Origin of the sequence: Allosphingosinicella sp. (assembly GCF_036387615.1) — a bacterium.
In the GTDB taxonomy this organism is placed as follows: Bacteria; Pseudomonadota; Alphaproteobacteria; order Sphingomonadales; family Sphingomonadaceae; genus Allosphingosinicella.
Genome location: NZ_DASVTH010000027.1, coordinates 25,506 through 51,343, shown reverse-complemented (window position 1 = coordinate 51,343; position 25,838 = coordinate 25,506). Strand labels below are relative to the sequence as shown.

Annotated in this window: 29 protein-coding genes and 1 pseudogene; 12 read left to right on the top strand and 18 right to left on the bottom strand. The window is 66.9% G+C overall.

Going from position 1 to position 25,838, the window contains the following annotated elements; all coding sequences use genetic code 11:
• The 9 genes and pseudogenes from VF631_RS04375 to VF631_RS04335 all read right to left on the bottom strand — a co-directional run.
• Positions 1-149, bottom strand: a pseudogene (locus tag VF631_RS04375) (tRNA (N6-isopentenyl adenosine(37)-C2)-methylthiotransferase MiaB); the annotation flags it as partial.
• A gap of 10 nt (positions 150-159) precedes the next feature.
• On the bottom strand, positions 160-897 hold the full coding sequence (locus VF631_RS04370) for a lysophospholipid acyltransferase family protein (RefSeq protein ID WP_431849056.1): 738 nt from the start codon (positions 895-897) through the stop codon (positions 160-162).
• 24 nt (positions 898-921) lie between these two features.
• Positions 922-1,344, bottom strand: a complete 423-nt coding sequence (locus VF631_RS04365; RefSeq protein ID WP_431849055.1) for a Fur family transcriptional regulator — start codon at positions 1,342-1,344, stop codon at positions 922-924.
• A 57-nt stretch (positions 1,345-1,401) separates the two neighbouring features.
• Positions 1,402-1,824, bottom strand: coding sequence for a MucR family transcriptional regulator (locus VF631_RS04360; RefSeq protein WP_431849054.1), 423 nt, complete (start codon positions 1,822-1,824; stop codon positions 1,402-1,404).
• A gap of 111 nt (positions 1,825-1,935) precedes the next feature.
• Positions 1,936-2,409, bottom strand: coding sequence for a GNAT family N-acetyltransferase (locus VF631_RS04355; protein WP_431849053.1), 474 nt, complete (start codon positions 2,407-2,409; stop codon positions 1,936-1,938).
• Positions 2,406-3,008, bottom strand: coding sequence for a tRNA (adenosine(37)-N6)-threonylcarbamoyltransferase complex dimerization subunit type 1 TsaB (tsaB, locus tag VF631_RS04350; protein WP_431849052.1), 603 nt, complete (start codon positions 3,006-3,008; stop codon positions 2,406-2,408). The genes VF631_RS04355 and tsaB overlap by 4 nt, the downstream gene beginning before the upstream one ends.
• A 66-nt stretch (positions 3,009-3,074) precedes the next feature.
• The gene (locus tag VF631_RS04345; protein WP_431849051.1) at positions 3,075-3,647 is read right to left on the bottom strand and encodes a NifU family protein; all 573 of its coding nucleotides are present in this window, start codon (positions 3,645-3,647) and stop codon (positions 3,075-3,077) included.
• A 49-nt stretch (positions 3,648-3,696) separates the two neighbouring features.
• Positions 3,697-4,311: an adenylate/guanylate cyclase domain-containing protein gene (locus VF631_RS04340; protein WP_431849050.1), complete on the bottom strand. Its 615-nt coding sequence runs from the start codon at positions 4,309-4,311 to the stop codon at positions 3,697-3,699.
• Positions 4,312-4,321: 10 nt separating this feature from the next.
• Positions 4,322-4,918, bottom strand: a complete 597-nt coding sequence (locus VF631_RS04335) for a YdeI/OmpD-associated family protein (RefSeq protein ID WP_431849049.1) — start codon at positions 4,916-4,918, stop codon at positions 4,322-4,324.
• A gap of 149 nt (positions 4,919-5,067) precedes the next feature.
• On the opposite strand from VF631_RS04335, the gene VF631_RS04330 reads away from it, so the two are divergent.
• From VF631_RS04330 to VF631_RS04320, 3 genes are all read left to right on the top strand, one after another.
• A complete protein-coding gene (locus VF631_RS04330; RefSeq protein WP_431849048.1) occupies positions 5,068-5,307 on the top strand; it encodes a KTSC domain-containing protein in 240 nt (79 codons plus the stop codon).
• Positions 5,308-5,447: 140 nt separating this feature from the next.
• Positions 5,448-5,687, top strand: a complete 240-nt coding sequence (locus VF631_RS04325; RefSeq protein WP_431849047.1) for a hypothetical protein — start codon at positions 5,448-5,450, stop codon at positions 5,685-5,687.
• Between the two features lie 218 nt (positions 5,688-5,905).
• Positions 5,906-6,352, top strand: coding sequence for a CBS domain-containing protein (locus VF631_RS04320; protein ID WP_431849046.1), 447 nt, complete (start codon positions 5,906-5,908; stop codon positions 6,350-6,352).
• Between the two features lie 36 nt (positions 6,353-6,388).
• Here VF631_RS04320 and VF631_RS04315 read toward each other — a convergent pair whose 3' ends face one another.
• Positions 6,389-7,288, bottom strand: coding sequence for a LysR family transcriptional regulator (locus VF631_RS04315; protein ID WP_431849045.1), 900 nt, complete (start codon positions 7,286-7,288; stop codon positions 6,389-6,391).
• A 97-nt stretch (positions 7,289-7,385) separates the two neighbouring features.
• Here VF631_RS04315 and VF631_RS04310 point away from each other — a divergent pair, with 97 nt between their 5' ends.
• Both VF631_RS04310 and VF631_RS04305 read left to right on the top strand, forming a co-directional pair.
• Positions 7,386-7,598, top strand: coding sequence for a hypothetical protein (locus VF631_RS04310; protein ID WP_431849044.1), 213 nt, complete (start codon positions 7,386-7,388; stop codon positions 7,596-7,598).
• A 153-nt stretch (positions 7,599-7,751) separates the two neighbouring features.
• Entirely contained in the window at positions 7,752-9,545 is a 1,794-nt protein-coding gene (locus tag VF631_RS04305) for a PHA/PHB synthase family protein (protein ID WP_431849043.1), read from the top strand.
• Here VF631_RS04305 and VF631_RS04300 read toward each other — a convergent pair.
• Entirely contained in the window at positions 9,542-10,537 is a 996-nt protein-coding gene (locus tag VF631_RS04300; protein ID WP_431849042.1) for a ribonuclease Z, read from the bottom strand. The two genes, VF631_RS04305 and VF631_RS04300, sit on opposite strands and share 4 nt — an antisense overlap.
• Positions 10,538-10,727: 190 nt before the next feature.
• Between VF631_RS04300 and VF631_RS04295 the strand changes: the two genes are divergently transcribed.
• The 3 genes from VF631_RS04295 to VF631_RS04285 all read left to right on the top strand — a co-directional run bounded on the left by VF631_RS04295 (position 10,728) and on the right by VF631_RS04285 (position 13,210).
• Positions 10,728-11,477, top strand: a complete 750-nt coding sequence (locus VF631_RS04295) for a hypothetical protein (protein WP_431849041.1) — start codon at positions 10,728-10,730, stop codon at positions 11,475-11,477.
• Positions 11,478-11,548: 71 nt separating this feature from the next.
• Positions 11,549-12,361 (top strand): ferritin-like domain-containing protein, encoded by an 813-nt coding sequence (locus VF631_RS04290; RefSeq protein ID WP_431849040.1) that lies wholly within the window; start codon positions 11,549-11,551, stop codon positions 12,359-12,361.
• A 213-nt stretch (positions 12,362-12,574) separates the two neighbouring features.
• Entirely contained in the window at positions 12,575-13,210 is a 636-nt protein-coding gene (locus VF631_RS04285; RefSeq protein WP_431849039.1) for a M23 family metallopeptidase, read from the top strand.
• A gap of 138 nt (positions 13,211-13,348) precedes the next feature.
• On the opposite strand, the gene purC is transcribed toward VF631_RS04285, so the two are convergent.
• The 4 genes from purC to VF631_RS04265 form a co-directional block, all read right to left on the bottom strand.
• On the bottom strand, positions 13,349-14,128 hold the full coding sequence (gene purC, locus VF631_RS04280; RefSeq protein ID WP_431849038.1) for a phosphoribosylaminoimidazolesuccinocarboxamide synthase: 780 nt from the start codon (positions 14,126-14,128) through the stop codon (positions 13,349-13,351).
• A gap of 125 nt (positions 14,129-14,253) precedes the next feature.
• On the bottom strand, positions 14,254-15,474 hold the full coding sequence (gene kynU, locus VF631_RS04275) for a kynureninase (protein ID WP_431849037.1): 1,221 nt from the start codon (positions 15,472-15,474) through the stop codon (positions 14,254-14,256).
• Between the two features lie 129 nt (positions 15,475-15,603).
• Positions 15,604-16,539, bottom strand: coding sequence for an alpha/beta hydrolase (locus tag VF631_RS04270; protein ID WP_431849036.1), 936 nt, complete (start codon positions 16,537-16,539; stop codon positions 15,604-15,606).
• 43 nt (positions 16,540-16,582) lie between these two features.
• Positions 16,583-16,759 carry a hypothetical protein gene (locus tag VF631_RS04265; RefSeq protein WP_431849035.1) on the bottom strand — a complete coding sequence of 59 codons (177 nt, stop codon included), beginning with the start codon at positions 16,757-16,759 and terminating at the stop codon, positions 16,583-16,585.
• A 109-nt stretch (positions 16,760-16,868) separates the two neighbouring features.
• On the opposite strand from VF631_RS04265, the gene gcvA reads away from it, so the two are divergent.
• Complete coding sequence (gene gcvA, locus VF631_RS04260) at positions 16,869-17,789, top strand: transcriptional regulator GcvA (protein ID WP_431849034.1); 921 nt, start codon at positions 16,869-16,871, stop codon at positions 17,787-17,789.
• A gap of 25 nt (positions 17,790-17,814) precedes the next feature.
• Here gcvA and VF631_RS04255 read toward each other — a convergent pair whose 3' ends face one another.
• Positions 17,815-18,702, bottom strand: a complete 888-nt coding sequence (locus tag VF631_RS04255) for a hypothetical protein (RefSeq protein WP_431849033.1) — start codon at positions 18,700-18,702, stop codon at positions 17,815-17,817.
• 85 nt (positions 18,703-18,787) lie between these two features.
• Positions 18,788-20,197, bottom strand: a complete 1,410-nt coding sequence (locus VF631_RS04250) for a glycoside hydrolase family 43 protein (RefSeq protein ID WP_431849032.1) — start codon at positions 20,195-20,197, stop codon at positions 18,788-18,790.
• A 166-nt stretch (positions 20,198-20,363) separates the two neighbouring features.
• On the opposite strand from VF631_RS04250, the gene VF631_RS04245 reads away from it, so the two are divergent.
• From VF631_RS04245 to VF631_RS04235, 3 genes are all read left to right on the top strand, one after another.
• Complete coding sequence (locus VF631_RS04245; protein WP_431849031.1) at positions 20,364-21,224, top strand: c-type cytochrome; 861 nt, start codon at positions 20,364-20,366, stop codon at positions 21,222-21,224.
• A gap of 394 nt (positions 21,225-21,618) precedes the next feature.
• Positions 21,619-23,853 carry a DNA topoisomerase IV subunit A gene (gene parC, locus VF631_RS04240; protein ID WP_431849030.1) on the top strand — a complete coding sequence of 745 codons (2,235 nt, stop codon included), beginning with the start codon at positions 21,619-21,621 and terminating at the stop codon, positions 23,851-23,853.
• 24 nt (positions 23,854-23,877) lie between these two features.
• Positions 23,878-24,687 carry a hypothetical protein gene (locus VF631_RS04235; protein WP_431849029.1) on the top strand — a complete coding sequence of 270 codons (810 nt, stop codon included), beginning with the start codon at positions 23,878-23,880 and terminating at the stop codon, positions 24,685-24,687.
• On the opposite strand, the gene VF631_RS04230 is transcribed toward VF631_RS04235, so the two are convergent.
• Entirely contained in the window at positions 24,670-25,836 is a 1,167-nt protein-coding gene (locus VF631_RS04230; protein WP_431849028.1) for a CCA tRNA nucleotidyltransferase, read from the bottom strand. The two genes, VF631_RS04235 and VF631_RS04230, sit on opposite strands and share 18 nt — an antisense overlap.
• Between the last annotated feature and the right edge of the window lie 2 nt (positions 25,837-25,838).

Sequence of the window (25,838 nt, the reverse complement as noted above, 5' to 3'; positions counted from 1 at the left end):
CAGGTGTTGAGCACGACGAGGTCGGCGGCAGTTCCGTCGGCCGCGGCGGACATGCCCTCGGCCTCCAGCAGCTCGGCCATGCGCGCGCCGTCATAGGCGTTCATCTGGCAGCCGAATGATTTGACGTGGAAAGTCTTGGGGGTGGTCATCGCGATCGGCCTATAGGCGATCGGCCGCGGGCGCGGAAGCCAGCGCGACCAGGATCTCGGACCGGGCGCGCTCGGCGAGCGACTTGCGATCGCCGAGGTTCGCCGGCTCGATCGGCTCCAGGAAGTGGATCAATGCCTGGATCGTACCGGGCCGGGAGAGCACCCGGCGGGCATTGGCGCCGGCGCGCTCCTCGCCCGTCCAGGCGATCTCTTCGCCCGCATCGCCATAATCGAGCGCGACCGGCTGGACCTTGAGGTCGGGCAGTGGCGGGAACAGCGATTGGAGCAGGCTCGCCCGGAACGGCAGCACATCGGTGCCGCCTTCGGTCGTGCCTTCCGGAAACAGCGCCACCGGTTGTCCGCTCGCCAACGCCGCGCGAAGCGCATCGGCTTGGCCCCGCACCGACTTTCTGTCGGAGCGCGCAATGAACACCGTGTTGTTGAGGCGCGCCAGCCAGCCCAGTACCGGCCACCGGCCGACCTCATCCTTGGACACGAACGCCGTCCCGCTCGCGCCGGCCAGGACCATGATGTCGAGCCAGGAAAGGTGATTGGCCAGGAATAGCACCTGTGAGGGCAGGGGGGTGCCGTTGATCGTGGCGCGCACCCCTGACGCCCGCCCCACCCACCACAGGAACCGGCGCGGCCAGGGAGACGGGCGGCGCAACAGCTTCCAGGCATAGTGGAACGGCAGGCAGAAAAGCAGGCCCGCAACGATCAGTATGACGCGACCGACCAGCCGAATCATCTCGGGAGCGCAGGGCTCATCCGCTCACTGCTTGCGGGCGAGCGCGACGCCGAACAGCTCCATGCGATGATCGACCAGGCGGAAGCCGAGCTTCTCCGCGATCTTGCGCTGGAGCGCCTCGAGTTCGTCGTCGACGAACTCGATGACGTTGCCGGTCTCGACGTCGATCAGGTGATCGTGGTGAGTCGCATCGGCCGCCTCGTAGCGGGCGCGGCCGTCGCCGAAATCGTGCCGCTCGAGAATTCCGGCCTCTTCGAACAGGCGCACCGTCCGATAAACGGTCGCGATCGAGATGCCGCTGTCGATCGCCGCGGCGCGCTCGTGCAGCGCCTCGACGTCAGGATGGTCCTCCGCCTCCGAAAGCACGCGCGCGATCACGCGCCGCTGCTCGGTGATACGGAGGCCTTTCTCGTTGCAGAGCGCTTCGATGTCGATCCGGCGGGTCATCGGCCCGGCATTAGCCGAAGCCGCGCCGCCGTCAAAGCGCTCTGCTGTGCGCTTCGCCTACTTCTTGACGGTGCGTCGGCGCTTGGTGCCGAGGCCGATCTTCTTGGCCAGTGTGCGACGCTGCTCGGCATAATTGGGAGCAACCATCGGATAGTCGGCGGCAAGGCCCCACTTGGCCCGGTATTCGTCCGGGGTCATCTGGTAGTGAGTCATGAGATGCCGCTTCAGCATTTTCAGCTTCTTCCCGTCCTCCAGGCATACGATATAGTCGGGCTTGATCGAGGAGCGGACCGAAACGGCCGGCTCAGGCTTCACTTCCGGCTCTTCCACCTTCACGCCAAGTCCAGTCAGCGCACCATGCACGTTCTGAATCAGGGTCGGCAGATCGTTCACCGCAACGCTATTGTTGCTGACATGCGCGGAAACGATGTCGGCCGTCAGCGTGATCAGGGTTTCGTTCAGGTTGTTACTGGCGTCCATGTTAAGCCTACCGCTTGCCATACCCAAAATGAGGTATGGTGATAATGTGTCAAATGAGATGTGCCACGCGATTCCGCAAGCACGAATTGGACCGTAATTACCACAGGGTGACTAGATGAAAGTCTCCCGCATGAGTGTCAGGGCATCGTATATCTGCCCGTCGCGCCCGGTATAATAGTTCCGGCGGCGACCAGCTTCAGTAAAACCGGCGCGCCTGTAGAGGTTCATCGCGGGATTGCCGTCCCGCACCTCCAGATGAAGCTTCGAGGCGCCTTTCGCGCTTGCGATCAGCCGGAACCGATCCAGCAGCAATTGGCCCACGCCGCGGCGGCGACCAATTCGTTTCACGGCGAGCAGGAGAAGTTCGGCCTCGGTGAGCACGATCCGGCCGAGAGCGAACCCGACGACTTTCTCATGTTGGCGAGCAACGCTCAGCCAGACGCCGGGCAACGGCATCAGGCCGGCGCACTGGGCGGCCGTCCAGGCTTCTCCGTAGGCGGGGTCGAAGCTGTCCTCCATCACCGCCATGACGGCCTCAAGGTCGAGGATGCTCCCTTCCGAGATGCTGACGGTGCACTTGCTCATGCCTGTGGCTTGGCGTCCGGCGCGCGGCCGTAGATCGGCCGCGGCGGCAGCGTCCGCAGCGGCTCGGGCAGCAACCGGACGTCGGCCGCGCGTGGCAGCCTGTCCAATGCCTCGCCGTGGCCGCGCGCGCTCACCAGGGTCTCGGCGCCCGAGCCCAGGACCAGGCGGGCGCCGATCGCTGCCGCGGCGTCGGCGGGCAGCAGCGAGCGCAGTTCGTCGAGCGGCTTGAGCGGGTCCCGGTCATAGCTTTGCACGAAAAGCTGCCCATGTCCGGCCTGCAGCGCAACCGCCAATTCGCCGCTCCCTCCAGCCGCCGCCGCGATCGCCGCCAGCGAGCTATAGCCGTGCAGCGGCTTTCTCCAGCCGATCGCCAGCCCGTGCGCCGCGGCGAGGCCGACCCGTACCCCCGTGAAGCTCCCTGGGCCGCAATCAACCAGGATCGAGGAGGGCCGGCGCCCCGCCAGCAGCTCCCGGATCATCGGCACCAGCCGCTCGGCATGGCCGCGGCCGACCAACTCGTATCGCTCGTCCACGAGCCGCGCGCCCTCGATCAGCGCGGCCGAACAGGCCGCGGTCGCGCAGTCGATTACAAGCTGCATATGTTGTGCACGGACTGCACCCTCAGGGCCGAATGGGCGGGAGGCGCATTCCCCGACCAGTCTGGTCTAGATCGCCTCGACCGTTTCGACCTCGGGCACATAATGCTTGAGCAGGCTCTCGATCCCTTGCTTGAGCGTCATCGTCGAGGAAGGGCAGCCCGAGCAGGCGCCTTGCAGCGCCAGGTATACCTTGCCCTGGCGAAAGCCGCGATAGACGATGTCGCCGCCGTCATTGGCGACCGCCGGCCGCACCCGCGTATCGATCAGTTCGCGGATCTGCGCGACGATCTCGGCATCCTGCGGGTCGTCCCCGAAATCCTCGCTGGCCGCGACGTCGATGCCGCTCGCGCTGCCCGGTGCGAACAGCGGCGCGCCGCTGGCGAAATGATCGAGCAGAATCCCGAGCACCTGCGGCTTGAGCTGCCGCCAGTCGGAGCCGGGCGACGCGGTCACCGAAATGAAGTCCCGCCCGAGGAACACGCCTTCCACATCCCCGGTCGAAAAGATCGCGTTCGCCAGCGGCGAGGCCTCGGCCTCCTCGGGAGTTGCGAAATCGCGGGTCCCGCTGGCCATCACCGTCTCGCCGGGCAAGAACTTGAGCGTCAGCGGATTGGGCGTGGTTTCGGTCTGGATCAGCATGCGCCGCATGTGGGCCGGGCGCGGCCGGCGATCAACCCGGAACTCCAGGCTAGACCAGCTGATAGTAATTCAGGGTCAGTCCCGAGATGCTGACGCTGGCCTCGCGCGTATCGAGGCCGCTCTGGGCGGCGATCGCCTGGGCGGCCTGGGTGAGCAGGATCTGGTTCTTCTCGGCCACGTCTTCGCCAAGCTTGCTGGCCAGGTTCACTTCGTCGCCGAACAGATCACGCTCATCGACGTTGAGGATGCGGCCCCAGCCGATGCCGATCGAGGCGTAAAGCCGCCTGTCTTCGGGCAGGACCAAATTGACGGTCTCGAGCCGCCCGATGATCTCGCGTGCGGCCTTGATGGCGCCCGTCGTCGTTTCCAGCAGGCAGAACAGGTTGTCGGCCTCCGCCTTGACCACGATCCCGTCATTCGCCTCGATCACAGGGCGTGCGATCCGCTTCATCTGATGGATCATCAGGAGAAAGGCAACGATGCCGCGCCGCTGCGTGGTCCGTGAAAAGCCGCTCATGTCGAGCGCCAGCACGGCGCGTGTTTCTCCGAACTCCTCCTCGATTTCGCGCGTTATCTCAGCCTCGGAGGCGGGCCGATCCAGCATTTCCTGCAAGAGCCGTTCGAGATTGGACTTGCTGTTCCGCTTCAACGGCGACTCGCTCACGAACGTCTCCTCAGCACTTCTCGTACTTCCAGTTGCGCTTCTTGCCCTCGGCGATCCATGTCACCGCTTGAGCGATTCTCCTGGCGCGAGTTTCGGGGCGCTTAGCGTCCAGCACCCATTCGAAATATTCGCGCCGGCAGCCTGGCGGGAAGCCTTCGAAGACCGCCGACGCTGCCGAATCTGCCGCCAGCGCATCCAGCAAGTCGGGCGGCGGATCGAGCGGCTCCTTGACATTCTTGTTGCGGACCGGCTTTGCGCCCGCGTCGGCGAGTGCCATCGCCTGCTTGATGAGCGCCTCCAGCTCTGGAGGCGGGGGCAGGTCGTCGAGCGATGTTAGCCGGCCGAACTGTCCCATCGCGTTCGCCTGGCCCGGCTTGCTCTCGACCAGCTCGGATCCACGCCACAGACCGAACGTCGCATGGGCCTTGAAGGCGGCCATGCCGGCCAGCTGTTTGCCCCTGTGCAGAAAGGCCGGCATGCTCCACTTGATGGCTTCGACGCATTCGGGGCAGGCGGCGTGCACCGCCTCGCGTAAATGGGTCAGTATCGGCCGGGCGAAGTCCGCCTGAGCCTCGATATAGGCGTCGACCCGTGCGTCCCTGGGCATGTCCGAATCTCCGCGCGGATCATCGGTCAGGGACGCTGCCGGCACAAGCCGACTCGTTCTGGCGCGAGTTCGATTCGGATTGGCGAAATGCCAGGAACCCGCGAGTCGCAAGGGCGCTGGCGCTCGATTCCTTTCACGGGATCCCCGCCATGCGCGCCGCCAAACTCAGCTCGAGCCTCATCTCCCGGATCGCCTATGACGAGGAGGCCGGGGCGCTCAGCATCTGGTTCAAGGAGACCGGCCGCTATGTCTATCATGGCGTGCCGCGGGCGATCTACGACGCGCTCAAGAGAGCGCCTTCGGCGGGCCGCTTCTTCAACGAATGCATCAAGCGCCGCTACCGCTGCAGCTTCGACCCCGATCGCCGGCGCTTCCGGCCGGCAGGCTGATCGAAGCCGCTGTTCCGCTGAACCGATTAAGACTTCAGCCGCTCGCGTATCCTTTCGGCACAGGGCCGTTTCGGGGGCGTGACAGCTTCCCCGAGCCGTGAAACACGCATGTCCAAGCACACAAGGACAGGCGACGAACCATGATCCAGGTCAGCAACAAGAGCTTCGCCCATGACCCGGCGGCGCGCGGCTACCATGCCGTCTACCGCGAGAACCAGATCAACCACTGCCCTGGCTGCGGGCGCACTCACTGGTATGTCGGTCGGACCCTGGCCGAATGCGGCTTCTGCTCGACGGCGCTTCCCCTGGCCGAAGCGACCTCACGTGGCGCGGGCATGCATAGCCGCAATTTCAAGCCGACCTTCCTCGACGCCGCCTGATATTCCAAGAGCCGGGCCGGACCCGGCCGCTTCTCCCTGAACTCGCCCGCCATCGACTGCCCCGATGGCGGGCTTTCTTTTGCCCGGTCGCCATCGCGAGAGGTGGTGTTCGACGCGATCAGCGTTCGCCCAGCTGCGGACGCCAGTTGCTCCTTTGGTTGGAACAGGGGGCCCTCACTGGCCGTTTCCAATCGGCCCAGCCCGAGGAGTTCAAACCCATGAAAGTATCTGAAATCATGACCTCAAATCCGGAGGTCGTCACCCCCGAGCAGCCCATCCAGGAGGCCGCCAAGCTGATGCTGAGCGCCGATGCGGGCGTCGTGCCGGTGCAGGAAGGCGATCGCCTGGTCGGCATGGTCACCGATCGCGATATCGCGGTCCGCATCATTGCCGAAGGCCGCGGGCCGGACACGCCGGTGCGCGATGCGATGAGCGAGAAGCCGCTCTTCTGCTTCGATGACGAGGATGTCGACGAAGTCGCCATTCAGATGAGCAACGCCCAGGTCCGCCGCTTTCCCGTGCTGAGCCGCGAGGGACAGAAGCTGGTCGGGATCGTCTCGCTCGGCGATCTCACCAAGCTCGACGACGAAGGCCAGTCCGCCGAAGCCGCGCTGGCCGGCGTGTCCCGGGAGGGCGGATCGCACAACCATAGCCAGGAAGGCTGATCTTTGCAGGGGAGCGCGGTCCGCGCTCCCCTCCTTTCAGTCCAGCTTGAAGATCGATTCGGCGCTTTCGACCTCTTCCTGGATGAAACGCAGCACCGCCTTGACCCGTGCAAGCCCGGCAAGGTCGTGGTGCACGATGAGCCAGAATGAGCGCGTGAAGCGCACCTCGTCCGGCAACACCCGCGCAAGGCCGCTCTCCGCCCCCACTGCGAACGCGGGCAGCACGCACAGCCCTGCGCCCGCCCGCGTCGCCTTGAGCTGGGTGACCAGGTTGCTGCTCTCGAACGCCGTCGAACCCTCCGGCGCGATCTCGTCGCGCACGTCCAGTTCGGGATAGCTCAGCAGATCGCCGACATAGCTGACCAGGCGATGCCGCTTCAGATCGGCGAGCGCGGTGATGACCTCGTGCCGCTCGAGGTACGAAGGCGCGGCGTAGAGCGCGAGATCATAGTCGATCAGCTTCACCGCCTGCAGCCGCCCGGAGGGTGGGCGGCCGACCGCGATCACGAGGTCGGCGTCGCGCTTGGAGAGGCTGAAGGCCGCCGAGGTGGCGACCAGCTGGATATTGAGCTGTGGATGGCGCTCGGTCAGCCGGCTGATCCGCGGCGCAAGGAAGTAGCTTGCGAAGCCCTCCGGCGAGCCGATCCGGACCGTGCCCGACACGCTGGTCGCGCTACCGCCCACGCTTTCGTGTGCGCCGAGCGCAAGCCGCTCCATCTCCTCCGCGATCGGCAGCAGCCGCTGGCCAGCCTCGGTCAGCGCGTAGCCTTGCGGGCTGCGGTCGAAGAGCTTCGCCTTGAGCCCATGCTCCAGCGCCCCGATCCGGCGGGAGAGTGTCATGTGATCGACCTGCAGCCGGGCCGCCGCGCCGGTTAGCCGGCCCGTTCGGGCGATCGCCAGAAAGGCACCCAGGCTGTTCCAGTCGAAGTCGGCCAAGGTATGTGAACTTTCGCGCTACGGTTGCGACACAATGGCGATGGATTTCCCATGTGCCTTATGAAAAAGGCTGCGCACCCCTTCAAGAGGAATAGCCATGACGTTCGTAGCCCCAGCGAGCGCGTTCGCCGACGCGGTTGAAATCGACTTCGCCTCCTTCATCGCCGCTCCGCGCGCTGTCGTCGCGGCCCATGCCGACGTTGCCGACCCGCAAGCCGGCTGGGCGACTCGCAACCCGGCCAAGGCTCTGGCGTTCTTGTTCGTGAGCCCGCGCGATTGCGGCGCGGTTGACGAGCTGATGGCGCTCTGAGAGCGCATTCGCGACTGGAACGGATCACACGTCTGCTCCGTTCGGCCTGAGCCTGTCGAAGGCCGCTCCTTCTTCTCCGACCCAGAAAGAGCAGGGGTGGGCTTCAACAAGCTCAGCCCGGACGGGTTGTGAGTGCACGAAGGAATCAAAACGATGACCGACACCCGCGTGTGGAAGCTGCCCGAAACGGCGCCGAGCCCGGTTGAGTTCGCGCAGGCGTGGTCGCGGGTCGTCACGAGCGCGGCCGACGTGTTGCGCGCCTCAGCGGACGCCGCCACCAAGCCCGCGACCGCGCTCCCCTTCGATCCGGCCTCTCCGATCCGGGCGTTTTCCGCGTTCGCGACCCACATGCTGACCAATCCGGCCCAGGCACTGCAGGTGCAGCAACAGGCCGCGGCCGACATGGTGAAGCTGTGGAGCTCCGCCGCCACCCGCGCGAGCGGCGGCACGCCCGAGCCCCTGATCGCGCCGGAACGCGGCGACCGACGCTTCAACGATCCGGCGTGGAGCGAGGAGCCGGTTTTCGATTACCTGAAGCAGGCCTATCTGCTCGCCACCAAGCGCATGGTCGAGATGGTCGAGAGTGCCGAAGGTCTGGACCCCGCCACCCGCACCCAGATGCTGTTCTACACCCAGCAGAGCCTGCACGCGCTCTCGCCCGCCAATTTCCCCTTGACCAATCCCGAAGCGATCCGCCGCGCAATCGACACGGGGTCGGTCAGCCTGATCTCCGGCCTCGCCAACCTGCTCGCCGACGCCGCCGCCCAGCCCGGTATCGTCCAGCGTCGGGCGTCGAAGGAATTCGAGCTCGGCGTCGACATCGCCGCGACGCCCGGCAGCGTCGTATACCAGAACGAGCTCATGCAGCTCATCCAGTACGCGCCAACGACGGACCAGGTGTATCGCCGGCCCGTTCTCTACGTGCCGCCGCTGGTGAACAAATATTACCTGCTCGATCTCCAGCCCAAGTCGAGCCTGATGCGCTGGCTGGTCGAGCAAGGCCATACCGTTTTCGTCGTCTCCTGGATCAATCCGGGTGCGAACCTCGCCGACATGGACATGGCCGATTACATCAAGCTCGGCCCCGTCGCCGCGCTCGATGCGATCGAGCAGGCGACAGGCGAGCGCGTGGTAGACCTGTTCGGCTTCTGCATGGGCGGCACCCTCGGGGCGATGGCGGCGGCATATCTCGCTGGGCGCGGCGAAGGCGAGCGCATCGCCTCCGTTACCACGATCGGGTCGCTGTTCGATTTTGCCGAACTCGGCCAATGGGCGACCTTCTCCGATCCCGAGCAGCTCAAGGCGATGGAGCGGCACCTGGAGCAGAAGGGCTTCATGGCTGCCCAGGACCTCCAGGCGCTGTTCAGCGCGGTGCGCGCCAACGATCTGATCTGGTCGTCGGTGGTGAGCCACTATCTGCTCGACCGCGAGGCGCCACCCTCCGACATCCTCTACTGGTTCGCCGACGGCGCCCACATCCCGCGCGCCTTCCTGCTCAGCTACGCGACCCAGCTCCTGCGCGACAACAAGCTGCGCGAGGCCGGCGGCGTGACCATCGATGGCGTCCCGCTCGACCTCGGCGCGTGTCGATCGCCGCTGATGGCGATCAGCCTCAAGGACGACCACGTTTCGGCGTGGGGCGCGACCTACGACAGCGCGCGGCTGTGGGGCGGGCCCAAGACATTCCTGCTCGGCGGCTCCGGCCACAATGCCGGCGTGATCAACCCGCCTTCCGCCAACAAGCACGGCTTCTGGACGAACTCGGACCTCCCCGACACGGCGGAAGACTGGTTCGAAGGCGCGACTCGCAACGAAGGCAGCTGGTGGCCACACTGGCAGGGCTGGCTCGGGAAGGACCAGGAGCAGGTGCCGGCCCGCGTGCCGGGCGATGGCGCGCTTGCCGCTCTCGAGCCGGCTCCGGGCAGCTACGTGCGCATGAAGGGCTAAGGCCCCAGCGGCCCGCCAAAAGCCTCCGCGACCTCGTTCAGCATGCGCTCCTCCTCGCCCGCATAGCGCGGCGAGAAGTGGAACGGCTCCAGCCTCCGCACCCCGGCCGCGCGCCCGATCTCGCCGCAGGCACGCGTGGTGAGATGCGCGCGGTGCCGGGCATGGTCCTCGTCTGCCGCAGCGAAGCAGGCTTCCAGGAAGAAAGTATCGCTGTCCGCGGCGAGCGCGGTGATCGCGGCGCGATTGGCGGGGCTATCCGCCACGTCGGTCACATAGGCGATCTTCTGCCCGCGCGTGACGCTGATCAGGTCGCGCAGGCCGCCAAGTTCGGTGCTCCCACCATCAGGAAGTTCGATTGGCGCCTCGTCCGGCGCTCCGTCGAGTATCATCTGCTTCAGTGCCTGCAGCCACTGCCCCGCCGCAAGTCCCCGCTCCTCCAGGCGGCTCTTCCACACGTTCACATGTACAGGCTCGGCCGCCGAATAGCCGAGGCAGGGCCCGTGATGCTCAAGCAGCGCCGCACGCACGACAAAGCCGGAGCCCTTCGCGACCACGCCGTCCTGGATCGGCGTCTCGGGCCCGTCCTCCCGCGCAAAGCCCGTCTTGAAGCGAAACCGGGCAGTGCGCCCGATCGACTCGCTCCCGACTTCCAGAACCTCGAACACCAGATCAGTGTCGTAGCGCTCGTACAGATCCCACTGATAGGCGAGCAGCTTGTGCTCCACGCGCTCGCGAAACCCGCTTGGCCCGACCATCCGCACCAGCTTCTCGCGCCCGACGCAGACCCGCAGCAGCGTATCGAAGCCTATAAAATGGTCCATATGCGTGTGCGTCACGAACACATGGTCCACCCGCAACAGATCGCGCGCGCTCAAGCCCGAGAGGTCGCCCATGTCGAACAGCAGGGCGTCGCGGCGATGCAGCATCTCGACGTAGAGCGCCGGATCGCCGAACCGGCCGTTGACCAGGTGAGGATGAAGGTTCGGGCGCACCAAGACGGTTATTGGAAGCAGCGCGCCGACGAAGCAATCCAGCGGCTCCCGCCTTGGTTCGTCGAGCGCGCGAGCCGTCCAGCCCGCCGTCACGTCCGCATTCAACGGATGATTGCCCCCGCAGCCACAGCTGTGTCATAGTGCCAACACACCGATGATGCGGTGGCGAAGGTGGATGGCGGACGCGATCATGCGAACATTTCCTGACTCCAGGTTGCTGAGCACGAGCGGTGCTTTCAATGGTGAGATGCTGGTTTCGCAGCTCCACGCCTCGCGGAAGAAACGGCGCTACGCTTACCTCGCCTGGCTCTGTCTCGGATCGCACTACCTCTACCTGAGGAGACCTGTGGTCCAGGCGCTCTTCTGGCTGACCCTCGGCGGACTCCTCGTTTGGTGGGTGGCTGACCTTTTCCGAATTCCCGCGCTGGTCGAGCGCCAGAACCACCGCACAAGCGGAGACCTGCTCGAAGCATGGCACCAAAGCATCCAAACGCGTTCGCATGGATCGGAAACGACGATGCCTTGGCCGATCCCGGCTCGGCCTTCATCGGAAAATGCACAAACACGGATGGTCGCCGAGATCGCTCAGCCGCAACACGGTGAGCCAGAGCACCCTTTGCCCAGGGACGGCAGCAGGAGAAGCTTGAAAGCCGGGGCCGGAACGGTGCTTGTCGCCGCGCTGGTCGTGACGCTCGCGATCTACGCCTTGACGCCTCCGCCCCTCCATTCGCGATTGCTCCTGGAGCCCTCATTCGTGACCCTGAGACAGGTCAATGTCAGGGCGTCGCCAAGCATAAGCAGCCCGATTCGAGCGGTCGCCCGCAAGAACGTAATCCTGAAGGGCCAGGTCGAGGAGATCGGTGGGACCCGCTGGCTGTGGGTCACCCGTGGATCGCACTCGGACGGCTATGTCGCCCTCCGCAATCTCGAAAAGCGATGACCGCGCGGGCTCCCTATGGGCTCCGATATGCGGGGTCGCTCCTGAGATAAGGTCGGCTTAAGCTGAGCGGCATGTCCGCTCCCGTCACCGTCGCAAAGGCCGCCCGCGCGGTGCTTCTGGCCGCCGATCCGCGCGACAAGATTCGCGCGGCACGCGCCGCGAACCGGGCCTGGCGTCGTGGCCGGCTCGCGTTCGCCTTCGACGCGCCGATGCCGGACCGGCCCGCCCGCCCCGAACGACCCGAGCTGCTCCCGGCCAATCGCATGCCCAGCCGCGGCCGCGCCGGCTCCGAGCGCGCCCGCATCGCCATGCTGCACGCACTGGCCCACATCGAACATGGCGCGATTGATCTCGCCTTCGACGCCGCCGGGCGGTTCGGCGCGGGATTTCCGCCGAGCTTTGTAGACGACTGGTTCGGGGTCGGCGCGGATGAGGCGATGCACTTCGCTCTGCTCGACCGGCGCCTGCGCGCGCTGGGTTCGGCTTATGGCGCGCTGCCGGCCCATGATGGACTGTGGGAAGCGGCTGCCGAGACGGCGGTCGACGCGCTGGCACGGCTGGCGATCGTGCCGATGGTGCTGGAGGCGCGCGGGCTGGACGTCACGCCTGCAACCGTCGCCCGGTTCGAAATGGCGGGCGACACTCGCTCCGCTGCGATCCTGAACCGCATCTTCAGCGACGAGATCAGACATGTCGGCGCCGGAACAAAATGGTTTACGAGAGCCGCAGAATCACAAGGTTTTTCGCCAGTGGAGCATTGGCGTCTGCTCGTCCGCCGGCACTTCAGGGGCGAGTTGAAGCCACCATTCAACGCTTCAGCGCGCGACCAAGCCGGTTTGTCCCGCGAATTCTACGAAGGGCTGGACGCGGCAAGGAAGGTTTAACAGTCTGCAACCACACGTCACGGGGTGGGCAGCTTCCTTGACGATTACAGCCGGGCCGGAAGGCCCATCAGGCGCTTCGGCGGCCAGTCTCATGGCAGTCGATCGTCAGGTCGATCGGGGATTGCGATGACTGGTATGCTTAATGGCTCCAATGGCCCAACCGCAGGAAAGTTCCGTAACCTGTTTAGCCCACGTCGCTTTTTCTTCGCAGCCTTGCTGTCCCTGTTCGCCGCTCCCGCGATTGCGGCCGAGGCTCCCCAGGGCGGTGTCGGCGGCCCGTTCGAAGCGGTCCAGCCGCTCCGCTCCGCTCCCAATTTCAAGCAGCTCTTCGCCAGCTGGAAGAGCCTGGAAAAGCCCGCCGCCGCGACGGTTGCGATCCCCTCGACCCAGCCGGTCAAGGGCACGGCGCTGACCTCCGGCTACGGCGTTCGCTCCGATCCGTTCCGCGGCCGCGCCGCGATGCATGCCGGCATCGATCTCGCCGCCCCGATCGGCACGCCGATCTACGCCACCGCCGATGCGACCGTCGGCCGGTCAGAATGGGCCGGCGGTTACGGCAACCTTATCGAGCTCGATCACGGCCGCGGCATCCAGACGCGGTACGGCCACCTCACCCGCTCCGCCGTCCGCGCCGGCCAGCAGGTCAAGCGCGGCCAGTTGATCGGCTTCATGGGCTCCACCGGCCGTTCGACCGGCAGCCACCTCCACTACGAAGTGCGGATCGATGGCAAGGCCGTGAACCCGATCCCCTTCATGGAAGCCAACGACCTCGTCCTCGCCATGCAGCGCCGCGCCCAGGCCGCGACCAGCCGCGTCGCAATGGGCGGCCCGGTCACCGCCGCCAAGTAAGTTTCACGGCTGGCCCTGACGTTTCGTCGGCCCGGGCTCGACCCGGGCCAAGGCTGTTCTTCACTCGCGCCAGCACCAAAGCCAGCCCGCGCCCGGATCGAGTCCGGGCCGACGCGTAAGCACGGCTTTGCGCGTGCCCTACTTGCCCCGCCGCTTCCGGTGCTTGTCGAGGTCCAGCACCATATTGGCCTCGCCCTCCGGCAAGAGACCCAGCCGCCGCGCGATATCCTGATAAGCCTCGGCCTCGCCGCCGAGATCGAGCCGGAAGCGGTCCTTGTCGAGCTTGTCGCCCGATTTCATGTCCCACAGCCGGCAGCCGTCCGGGCTGATCTCGTCGGCCAGGATGATGCGCGGATATTCGTTCTCCCACACCCGGCCGAACTCCAGCTTGAAGTCGATCAGCCGGATGCCGATGCCGGCGAACAGGCCGCACATAAAGTCGTTCACGCGCACCGCCATGTCGGCGATGTCGTTCATCTCCTCCTGGCTGGCCCAGCCGAAGCAGGCGATGTGCTCGTCGGCGATCATCGGATCGCCGAGCGCATCGTCCTTGTAATAATATTCGATGATCGTGCGGGGCAGCTGCGTGCCTTCCTCGATCCCGAGCCGCTTGGAGAGCGAACCGGCCGCGACGTTGCGCACCACCACTTCGATCGGCACGATCTCGACCTGCCGGATCAGCTGCTCGCGCATGTTGAGGCGGCGGATGAAATGATGCGGGATGCCGATCGTGCCGAGCAAGGTGAAGAGATGCTCGGAGATGCGGTTGTTGAGCACGCCCTTGCCGGAAATCGTCCCCTTCTTCTGGGCGTTGAAGGCGGTCGCGTCGTCCTTGAAATACTGAATCAGCGTGCCGGGTTCGGGACCCTCGTAGAGGATCTTGGCCTTGCCTTCGTAGATCTGGCGGCGGCGGGACATGGGCTTAGTCTCCGGCGAATAAACGACTGCGCCCCGCGAGCGGCATCGGTTGGAAGACGCGCGGGCGGGGCGGAGCGGGGGCTATAACGCAGGGTCGGGGGGTGCGCAATCAAGGTTGGCGGCGCTCAGGTCACCTTGCCCCGGACGGCGAAGCGCGGCTCGCGCCAGCTTCCCGTGTCGAGGATCGCCGCCATGCGCTCGACCGCGTCCAAGACATCCTCGAACCCGAGATAGAGCGGCGTCAGGCCGAAGCGGATCACGTCGGGCGAACGGAAGTCGCCGATCACGCCGTCTGCGATCAGCGCCTGGCACAGCTCGAAGGCATGGGGATGGCGGAATGAGATGTGGCTGCCGCGCCGGTCCGGTTCGCGGGGCGAGATGCACTCAAGCGCCGGGCAGCGCTCCTCCGCGAGCCGGGCGAACAGGTCGAACAAGGCGATCGATTTCGTCCAGACCGCATCCATGTCGACGCCGTCGAACGTCTCGATCCCGCTTTCCAGTGCGAGCAGGCTCAGCATGGGCGGCGTGCCGACCAGGAAGCGGCTGACGCCCGGCGCGGGCTCATAGTGATCGTGAAAGGCGAACGGCGCGGAATGACCCATCCAGCCGCGAAGCGCGGGGATGAGCTGCTCCTGCAGATGCTTGGCCACATACAGAAAGGCTGGGGCCCCCGGACCGCCGTTCAGATATTTGTAGCCGCAGCCGACTGCCAGTTCGGCCCCGTCGCGGTTGAGCTGGAGCGGCACCGCGCCGGCGCTGTGGCTGAGGTCCCAGACCACGCGCGCGCCGGCCTCGCCAGCGCGGGCGGTGAGCGCCGCCATGTCGAACCGGAAGCCCGCCTTGTAGTGGACATGGGTGAGCAGCAGCAGGTTCGTATCGGGCCCGATCGCCGCTTCCAGCTCGCCGCGTTCGACCACGCGAAGCTCCATGCCCATCAACTCGGCCGCGCCGCTCGCGACATGCAGGTCGGTGTGGAAATTGCCGGCTTCCGACAGGATCACCCGCCGCTCCGGGCTCGGTGCCGCCGCCGCGGTGAGCAGCTTGAAGATGTTCACAGAAACCGAGTCCGCGACAATCACCTCGCCCGGGCGCGCCCCGATCAGCGGCGCGATCTTCGCCCCGATCCGAGCCGGCGCCTCGATCCAGCCATGCTCGTTCCAGCTGCGGATCAGCGAGCGGCCCCACTCCTGCTCGACCACCTCGCGCTGGCGCGTGGCGGCGGCCTTGGGCAGCACGCCCAGCGAATTGCCGTCCAGGTAGATGACGCCCTCGGGCAGCACGAATCGCTCGCGGAAACCCCGCAACGGGTCTGCCGCATCAAGCGCGTGTGCCTCGTCGCGAGTCATCGATCCTCCCCGGGACGGGGAGACGGACCAGCCACAGGCTGGTGGAGGGGGAGGTGAATAAGCACTGCGGGTCTCGAGACCCCCTCCACCATGCTCTGCATGGTTCCCCTCCCCGTCCCGGGGAGGATCTCAGCGCCGCCCCAGCGCACGCTCGATCTCCTCCACCGTCGCGGCCCAGGCCGCCGTCTCCGGCGCGATCAACTCGACATGGCCGGTCCGGTCGATCATGCGCACTCGCACCTTGTCGCCCTTCGCCCGCATCGGCGCGGCATAGCCTTCGGCATAAGCGGTCGGAATGATCCGGTCCTGCATCCCGTTGATCAGCACCTGGTCCACCCCGAGTGGGCCAAGCCGCGGCACCGAGGTGTCTTCGAACCGGCCGCCGGTCAGCCGTGCGACCACCTCCGTTCCGCAGCCGCTCCCGGGCGGCCGCGCGGCCTCTTCGAGGTCCGGTAGTCCGCCAAGGCTCACCACGCTGTCGATGCGGATCGGGTCGGCTGTCCGCAACGGGCTTGCCGCCGGCAGCCGCGGCCGCGCCGCCAGCCATAAGGCCAGATGCCCGCCCGCCGAATGGCCGGTCGCCACCAGGGGCGTGATGTCGAGCTTGTAGGCAGCCGCGTGCGTCCGCAGCGCATCGGCCGCCGCCGCGGCGTCGAGGAAAGTGCCCGGATAACCGCCGCCCTCCCGGTCGACGCCGCGATAATCGATGTTCCACACCGCCATGCCGCGCCGACGCAGGTCGTCGGCGACCCAGTTCATGATGCGGCGATCGGCGATCTCCGTCTGCCAGCAGCCGCCATGCACCATCAAAACCGTCGGGTGCGGCCCCGGCCCGGCGGGAACCCACACGTCGACCCGCTGAAGCTGATGCTCGCCATAGGTGATCGACGCTGTCGGCTCCGGCCGCTGTCGTCCCAGCAGGTCCGGCCACTTCATCAACTCAGCCGTCGGCGCGCTCGACGACGCGGCGGACGGGGCAGGGGAAGGCGAGGGGCTGCTCATCGCGCAGCCGGCTAGCCACGCTGCCGGCGCGAGGGCAAGGGCGGAACGGAAGGACCTGGTCACCCCCGCTCCTCTAGCCGCCCGTCCCATCCCCGCAAGATGGCGTTCAATGCTCCTGCTTGGGCAGGTGACGCCACGGCGCGTCGAACTCGATCTCGTAGATGCGGCGCAGCACCTTGGCGATTCCGCCGATCACGCCGTCCACGAACTCGCTCCACCCCTCGTGATGCTCGACCCACAAGCGGCTATCCATCTCATCGCGCATTTCGATGATCCTTTCCATCCTGGAACCGCCGGCAATCCCGCCGGACAGGAGGGGAAATGAGCTTTCCGGAATCCTTTCGCCAACCAAAAGCTCGACACAGGTGATAAGGGCAGCTTATCATCTTGCCATGCGCCACATACCGCCGCTGCAAGCCGTCCGGGTGTTCGAGGCTGCCGCGCGGCACGAGAATTTCACGGCCGCCGCGGCCGAGCTCGGCATGACCCAGGCCGCGGTCAGTTACCAGATCCGGCTGCTTGAGGAGCGGCTCGGCATCCCGCTCTTCCTCCGCGCCAAGCGCCGGGTCACGCTCACGGATGCCGGCCGCAAGGCAGCCCCGCTGGTCGCAGGTGCGTTCGACGGGCTGTCCGACGCCTTCGCCGGAATAGTGGATGCCGACGAGGGCGTACTCAAGATCAGCACCACCCAGACCTTCGCGACCAACTGGATGGCGCCGCGCCTCGGCCTGTTCCAGATCGAGCGGCCGGAGCTTGCGGTGCGGCTCCATACCGCTTCTGCGCTCGTCGACTTCGCCCGCGACGATGTCGATGTCGCCATCCGCAGCGGATTGGGATCGTGGCCCGGGCTAAGGCGCCATTTTCTATTCCGCCTTCACGTGACGCCCATGTGCAGCCCGGAATTCCTGGAGCGCTACGATCTGCGCGCGCCAGAACAACTGCTCGGACTGCCGCGGCTCAGCCCCGAGGACGCCTGGTGGAAGCTCTGGTTTGCCGCGGCAGGACTCGCGCCTGGTGCGCGTGTGGAGCGGCCGGGCATCCGGCTCGACAGCCAGGCGGCGGAGGGCCATGCCGCGATGGCGGGGCATGGCGTGGGCATGCTGAGTCCGCTGATGTGGCAGCCCGAGCTCCTCGCCGGCCGCTTGGTCCGGCCGTTCGCGCTCCACGTCCACGAAGGCCCCAGCTACTGGCTTGTCTATCCCGAGCACCGCCGCGCGGCGCCGAAAATCCGCGCCTTTCGCGATTGGCTCCTGACCCAGGTCGCCGCCCAGTCCGCCACCGGCCCGGCCGATGCTTTCATCGAGCCGCCCTGACCGGTTGTTGCCCGGCGCGGACCTGTCAGGCTTCAGCCGGCCTGGTCGGCAGCAGCCAGGCGAAACGGGTGCGGAGCAGCGTGATCAGCCACCAGCCGCCAAAGGCCAGCCCCGCCCAGGGCAGGATGGTGATCAGCAGCACGATCAACGTCGAGACACCCGCCACGAAGTTCTCGCCGGCCCGCGCCAGCGCCGCCCGGATCGGCCCGCGCGTGTCGAAGCCGGGGATCAGCTCGCCCGAACCATAGTGGAACGCCATCGGGGTCGTCGCGACCGATTCCTGCTGTGCCGTTCGCCCGGCGCGGATGCCTCGCAGCTGTTCGCGCAAGCTCTGCGCATCCATCTGCAGCCGCGCCCGCTCATGTCCCGGCAGGCCGGCGCGCGCGAGCTGCTGCTCGAGCGTGCGGAGCTCCTCGGTCAGCTCCGCCTCGCCCCGGCTTGCCGCCTTGATCGCGGAGCCCGCGTCGGTGCCGGTAATCTCTGCATCGACCAGCATGCCTTCCGCGTTGTCGACAGCCTCGACACCGGTCTTCCCGAACGCCCGCGCGACCGTCGGATCGACCTTGAACGCAAGCATCGCCTCGATTTCGCGCTCGCCCACCACCCGGTACTTGGCGCCCGTGATCCGGCACCGCGCCAGCCCGAGCCGTTCGCACGCCTGGGCATGCTGCTCCTGGACGGCCGCGATCCGTGCGGACGGGAGCCGGAACGCATAACGATAATCGAACGCCACCCCCGGCGCGGCGGTTACCGACAGGCCGGGCGCCCCAGCTGCCGCGTCGCTGCTGGCGTCCATATTGACGTCGGCGCTGGCGTTCGAGTTGCTGTCGCGAGTGGAAGTTTCTTGGTCCGAAGGGACCCCGCCGCAACCGGCGAGCGTGGACAGGGCAAGCAAGGGAAGCAGTCTGCGCATTGGCGTCTCTCCATGTGAGCCGTATCTCTACCAGCCCAGTAGACAAACGCAATTACCTCACCTCGGTTCCAGCACCACAGCTGTTTCAGATTGGATCGCTCAGCAGTTCCACGCGGTCCTTCGTGAACCGCAGCCGCGCCGTCAGTAGCGCGCGAAAGGCGTTGTACCCGCCGGTGCCCGGAAAGAAGGCGTGGAAGAAGAGCTGCGGCTCGCCATCCAGCCCCGGCGCCACCGAAGCGTGGCCCGGCGCCCACCAGCTCTTGGTCGACTTGAGCAGAGGCTCGGGAAACTTCTCGTAGGGCCCGAGCGGATGGTCCGCGACGGCGACGCCGATCCCGTAATTGGGTGTGCAGAAGTCATTGCCGGCGTAGAACATCCAGTAGCGGCCCTGCTGCCTCGTCACCCACGGCCCCTCGATCAGATGCCCTTCCCAATCGAGATCGTTGGCGAGCACCACGGTCGGCTCGCCCTCGAACGTGGTTCCGTCCGGGCCGAGCCGCTGCCCTCGGACGGGCGTGCGCATGGCGTCGATGATGTGCCCGGCCTGGCCGCAATCCTCCAGCACGCGCCTCACGTTCGGCCACACGTCCAGCGCCGCCTCGATCAGCGGCTGCATCAGGAAGAAGCGCTCGATCGGCCGGCGCCCGTTCGCCCAGGGCTGTACGGCCGCGGCGAAGGCGGCGGTGCGGCGGTCCTCCTCGGTGTGGAACAGCTGCTCGATCAGCTCCGGATTTTCACGCAGGCAGCCGGCCAGCGGGCGCGGCCAGACGCCGTTCGTGTCCGCTTTCCAGAACAGGTAGCGCGTGCCGTCCTCGTCGATGAAGAAGTGGGAATCGATCACGCCGCCGCTCGCCTTGGGCGGGTTGGCCTCGCTCGCGCCTTCGGGCGGGCAAACCACCACGCCCGCGGTCAGGAGCGGTCGGCCGACATCGCGCCACGGCCCTTCCGGGCGCGGCGCCTTGGCAAGCCCTATGGCGAGCGCGTTGCTCTTCTCCCGGGCCGTGTAGGCCAGCCAATATTCATCGCCCACCTTTGCCATTTCCGGCGCCCAGAAATCGCCGACATGGCGGCCTGACGCTGTCCAGTCGGGCGCTTGGCTTGCGGGGAACACGAAGCTGACGACCTCCCAATTCTTGAGATCGTCCGAGCGCAGGATAGGGAAGGCGTCGGCGGCGTCGTTGGACGTCGAGACGAGGTAATAGCCTTCGTCAGTCTTGAGCACGGCCGGGTCGCCATGACCGGCGTGGATCCGCGGATCGAGATTGGTGGTGATCAGCGGCTGCCAGCCGGGATGGTCCTCGGCCAGCCCGCGCGGATTCTCGAAATTGTGCGAAATGCGCGTGCCGAAGTCGCGCGCCACTTCGCGGTAGAAGTGGGTATAATCCTCCTGTTCCCCTCCGGGCAGGTGATATTGGCGCGTCTGGCCGCTCCGCGTGACGGTAAAGCGGGTCCCTTCGCCGTCCGCGACGGCCTCGATCTGAAAAGCTTCGGTCATCTTCGTCGCCCTAGCCGCACTCCCGGTCGGAGTGGAAGCGGGTGATGCGCAGCTCCGCCGATTGGCGGGCCATCTTTGCCGCAACGCGGTGGTTCGGCCCCCGCCGCTCTGCTTGGGCGCGCTCGCACATTTCTAACTTGCAATCGGGTCCGGGGAATTTTTGGACATGAGGAAGCTTTTGCGCTGGACGGGTTATGGCATCGGCGGCCTCGCGGCATTGACGCTGCTCGCCGTTATGGGCGTGTTGAGTATGTCGCAATGGGTGCTGAGCCACGGTCACGCCGCCCAACCGGAGCAGCTGCAGCCGGCGAGCCCGGCTCAGTTGGCAGACGCGCCGCGCCAGGCCAAGATCCTGGGCTGCGTCAGCTGCCATGGCGAGAATCTCGGCGGCCGCGAATTCCTCGACGTGCCCAATGTGGTGCGCATCTACGCGCCCAACATCCCCGCCATCGCTGCGCGCTCAACCGACCAGCAGCTCGCGCTGGCGATCAGGCGGGGCGTCGGCCATGACGGCCGCAACCTGTTCGTGATGCCCTCGGCAAGTTATCAGCGGCTCAGTGACGGGGAGGTGGCGGCTCTGATCGCCTATATTCGCGGGTTGCCGCGCGGGTCCGGACTGACCGAAGGCTTCTCCGCCCGCCCCCTCGGCCGCGTCGCTATCGCCACGGGAAAGCTGCGCCCCCAGGTCGCCAAGCTGGCCGAATATCGCCTGCATGGGCCAGTCCCTGCCGGCGCGCAGCACAAGGCCGGCCAGAACCTGGCGGGCAAATATTGCGCCGACTGCCACGGCCCTTCGCTCGACGGGCTCACCATGGAAAGCGGCGACGTCAGCCCCGATCTGACGATTGCCGGCGCTTATGATTTCGATCAGTTCCGCACGCTGATGCGGACCGGCAAAGCCGCCGGCAACCGCGAAGTCGGCCTCATGTCCAAGGTCGCCCGCGACGATTTCAGCCACCTCAACGATGCCGAGCTCCGGTCCATTCACGGCTATCTCGAGGCGCGGGCGGAGAAGGCCGGGAGCTGAGCCCATCGGGCCGCGTCGGCGGAGGCGGCGCGGGCGGCGGCTCCACATTCGGGTTTGCACCGGGCGGAGGAACTTCCTCCCCGAACAAGGTCAGGCAACACTGCTCAGGCTCCCTCTCCGCCTCCGTCAGGTGCCAGTGCATCACCGAAAAGCTGACGAACAGGATCGCGACATACAGCGCGCCACGCAGCCGCTCCGTCCGGAAATGCTCCGGCCGCGTTTGGATCAGGCGCCACTGCGCGATCAGCACCGCGCCGATGACGGCGGCTCCCGCGATCAGCACCCAAGTCGAGTAGGACATCGTGGCTGAAACCCGCCAATCGCCAAAGCGGACGCACCTCACTCTACCGGTCGCGCTTGCAGCACTGGCGGGCGCCGCTTAACCATTCACTGGATGTCCGACCCGTTCGACCAGATTGCCGACGCGCCGTTCGACGAGGCGCTGTCGCAGCGCTATCTCGTCTACGCCCTGTCCACCATCACCGCGAGATCGCTTCCCGACGTTCGCGATGGGCTGAAGCCTGTCCATCGCCGCCTTCTATGGGCGATGCGGTTGCTCCGGCTCGATCCCGCCGCCGCCTACAAGAAGTGCGCGCGCGTGGTCGGCGACACGATCGGCAAATACCACCCGCACGGCGATCAGTCGGTCTACGACGCGATGGTTCGCTTGGCGCAAACCTTCTCGCTGCGCTACCCGCTCGTCGACGGGCAGGGGAATTTCGGCAATATCGACGGCGATAACGCCGCAGCCTACCGCTACACCGAAGCCCGGCTGACGCAGGTCGCGATCGACCTCATGGCCGGGCTCGACGACGGCACCGTCGATTACAAGCCGACTTACAATGGCGAGGAAGAGGAGCCGGAGGTCTTCCCAGGCCTCTTCCCCAACCTGCTCGCCAACGGCGCGAGCGGGATCGCGGTCGGCATGGCGACGTCGATCCCGCCGCACAATGTCGCCGAGCTGATCGATGCCGCGATCCACCTGATCGACGATCCCAGGGCGAGCGACGCCGCATTGATGGACTTCGTTGCCGGTCCGGATTTCCCGACCGGCGGCGTCATCGTCGACAATGCCGAATTGATCGCCGCAGCCTACCGCACCGGACGCGGCAGCTTTCGCGTCCGCGCCCGCTGGAGCCAGGAGGATCAGGGCCGCGGCACCTGGACCGCGATCGTCACCGAAATTCCGTATCAGGTGCCCAAGGGCAAGCTGATCGAGCAGATCGCCGCCCTCATCAACGACAAGAAACTGCCAATCCTCGCGGACGTCCGCGACGAATCGGACGAACTGATCCGCATCGTGATCGAGCCCCGCAGCCGCTCCGTCGATCCGGCCATGCTGATGGACAGCCTGTTCCGGCTGACGGACCTGGAAGTCCGCATCCCACTCAATCTCAACGTGCTCGACGCCAGCCGCACGCCGCGGGTGATGAGCCTGCACGACGCTCTGAGCGCCTGGTTGGCCCACCAGTTCGAGGTGATGGTCCGGCGCGCCAATTACCGAATTGGCAAGATCGAGGACCGGATCGAGCTGCTCGACGGCTACCTCATCGCCTATCTCAACCTCGACCGCGTGATCCAGATCATCCGCGAGGAGGACGAGCCTAAGGCGGTGATGATGGCCGAATTCGGCCTCACCGACCGGCAAACCGAGGCGATCCTCAACATGCGCCTGCGCTCCTTGCGCAAGCTCGAGGAAATGCAGATTCGCGGCGAGCGCGACACCTTGGCCAAGGAGCGGAGCGAACTCCAGAAGCTGATCGAATCGCCCGCCCGCCAGCGCACCAAGCTCAAGAAGGACTTGGCCGCGCTACGCGCCCGCTACGGCCCCGACACGCCGCTCGGGCGCCGCCGGACGACGATCGAGGAAGCCGGCCCGGCGCGCGACATTCCGCTGGAAGCGATGATCGAGCGCGAGCCGATCACCGTGATCATGTCCCAGCGCGGCTGGATCCGCGCGATGAAAGGCCATGTCGATCTCGGCAACCCCGAGACGATGAAGTTCAAGGAAGGGGACGGCCCACGCTTCTTCTTCCACGCCCAGACTACCGACAAGCTGCTGCTCGCAACCACCGGCGGCCGCTTCTACACACTCGGCGGAGACAAGTTGCCGGGCGGCCGCGGCTTCGGGGAGCCGGTGCGGTTGATGGTCGATCTGGAAGGCGACGGTGACATTCTGGCGCTGATGCCGGCCGTGTCGGGTGCGAAGCTGCTGCTGGTCACCTCCGACGGCCGCGGCTTCCTCACCTCGGCGCGCGGCGCGATCGCGGAAACGCGAAAAGGCAAACAGGTCGTGAACGTGAAAGAGGGCGCCCGGCTCAAGATCATCCGCCAGGTCGGGGAAGGCCATGATTACCTCGCCGCGATCGGCGACAATCGCAAGATGGTCGTCTTCCCGTTGACCGAGCTGCCCGACATGGCGCGCGGGCAGGGCGTCGGCATCCAGCGCTACCGCGATGGCGGCCTTGCCGACGCAGTCACCTTCCGCTTCGCCGACGGCCTGAGCTGGAGCATGGGCGGCGCCTCGGGACGCACTCGCACCGAAGCCGACCTCTCCGCCTGGCGCACCGCCCGTGGCGCCGCCGGCCGCATGCCCCCCAACGGCTTCCCGCGCGACAACAAGTTTTAACCCTCGCCCGCCTAGAAACACGTCATGAAGGCGCAACCGCTCAGGCCAGCCCAGTCCGAAGCTCCGAGCGAGGGGCAGGAGCTGCTCGACGGGCTTCCCATTCCCGCCGCCGAGCTCGGACGCGCACCGGGCGGGCCGGCTCTGATCCTGCGCGCCAATGACAGCTTCCGCAGCCTTTCTTCTTACGACGAGCGACTGCGCGGGCCCCTTGTCGCGGACGTGCCGCTGCTCGAGCGTGGCCAGATCAGGGACGCCCTTCGCGGCATGTTCGACGGCGGCGCCTCCGTTCACCAGTTCGAGATGTCGGATGGGGAAACGATCGGCAGGGGCGAATCTGTCGTCCGGCTCGCCCGCCTGACGGGCACGCCCGATTTCCCGGATCGCTGCTTGCTGACCCTGCTGGACAGAAGCGCACAGGCCGCGCCTGAGCGCAGCTTCCGGCCCGAGCAGGCCCGAGACCGCCTGACCGGGCTTCCCAATCGCCGCGCCTTCGAGGAGCGCGTCGGCGAAGTGCTCGGCCACCCGAATTTCGAAGACACGAGCCACGCCCTGCTGAGCGTCAGGCTTGTTGCCCCCGCAGAGCAGGCCCTCGCGGACGAACTCCTGATAGCTGCCGCCGGCCGCCTCCTCTCCGCACTGCGCGCGGGCGACCTGCTGGCCCGTTCCGGACAAGCCAGCTTCGCCATTCTGATGCGGCTCGAGCGCGGCCAGCCCGACGCGATGGAGCTCGCCGAACGGCTGGGCGTGGTGCTCGCCGCGCCGTTCCGGCTGTCCGTCTCCGAAGTCGCTGCCGCCAGCGCGGTCGAGTTCGCTCCTCTACGCGCGATCACCTAGCGCCCGCTCGACATGGGCGCGGGCGAGCGCCCGGACCGCATCCCGGTCGCCTTCGAACCCGCCCTCGATCCAGGCTCGTTCGACGGCTTGCATCGTACGCGCCACCGCCGGCCCGGGCTCGAGCCCCATTGCGATCAGCTCGCCTCCGCTTAACGGGAAGCGCGGCTTGCGCCAGGCGCGGACGGAGCTGACAATCGCCGGGTCTCCTCCTCCGAGCAGCAGGCGATCGACCGCTTCTTCGCTGCCGACCCGGTAAGCCAGACCAAGCGGCCGATCCACGTCGTTCCGCTGCCGTTCCGCCGCAGTGACCAGCCGCTTGGTAGCTTTGTTCGAAAGCCGGAGCCGCGCCGCGATCGAGGCGGCGAGTTCGCCGCCCGGCGGCAGCAAGGCGGCCAGTCGGCGCAGCGGTTCGGGCGAAACCTCGACGGTCGCCTCCCTCGCCACCAGCGCTTCGAGCCCCCCGACGCCCGCCTCGTCGATCTCGGGGAGGACTGGCCGCAGGATTCCACGCCCGACCATCAGCCGCACGGTAGGAGCGGGATCGGGCAAGGCGAGCAGCTTCAGAAGCTCGTCCGCGATCCGCTCGCGCGACAAGGCCATCAGGTCGTTCGCCCGCGCGGCGCATGCCTGGAGGCCGGCAAGGTCCGGCTCGCCCTGCCCGAGCCGCGCGTGAAAGCGAAAGAAGCGCAGGATCCGCAGATGGTCTTCTGCAATCCGCGTGAGCGGATCGCCGATGAAGCGCACCAGCCCCCGCTGGAGGTCGGCCAGCCCTCCGAAATGATCCTGCACCTCGCCGCTTTCAGGCACGGCATAGAGCGCGTTCATCGTGAAGTCCCGCCGCGCCGCGTCTTCCATCCAATCGTCGGTGAACGCCACCGTCGCTCGCCGCCCGTCGGTCGCGACGTCACGCCGCAGCGTCGTCACCTCCATCGGCGTCCCTGCCGAAACGGCTGTCACGGTGCCGTGGGCGATCCCGGTCGGAACCGCCTTGATCTTTGCCTTGGCCAGCCGCTCCAGCACCTCCCGGGGCTGAAGCCGGGTGGCCAGATCCACGTCGCTGACCTCGGCGCCCAGCAGCGTGTCTCGCACCGCACCGCCAACGAAGCGCGTCTCGGCCCCGCCCCCGAGGGCGTCGATCAGGGCGGCCATTC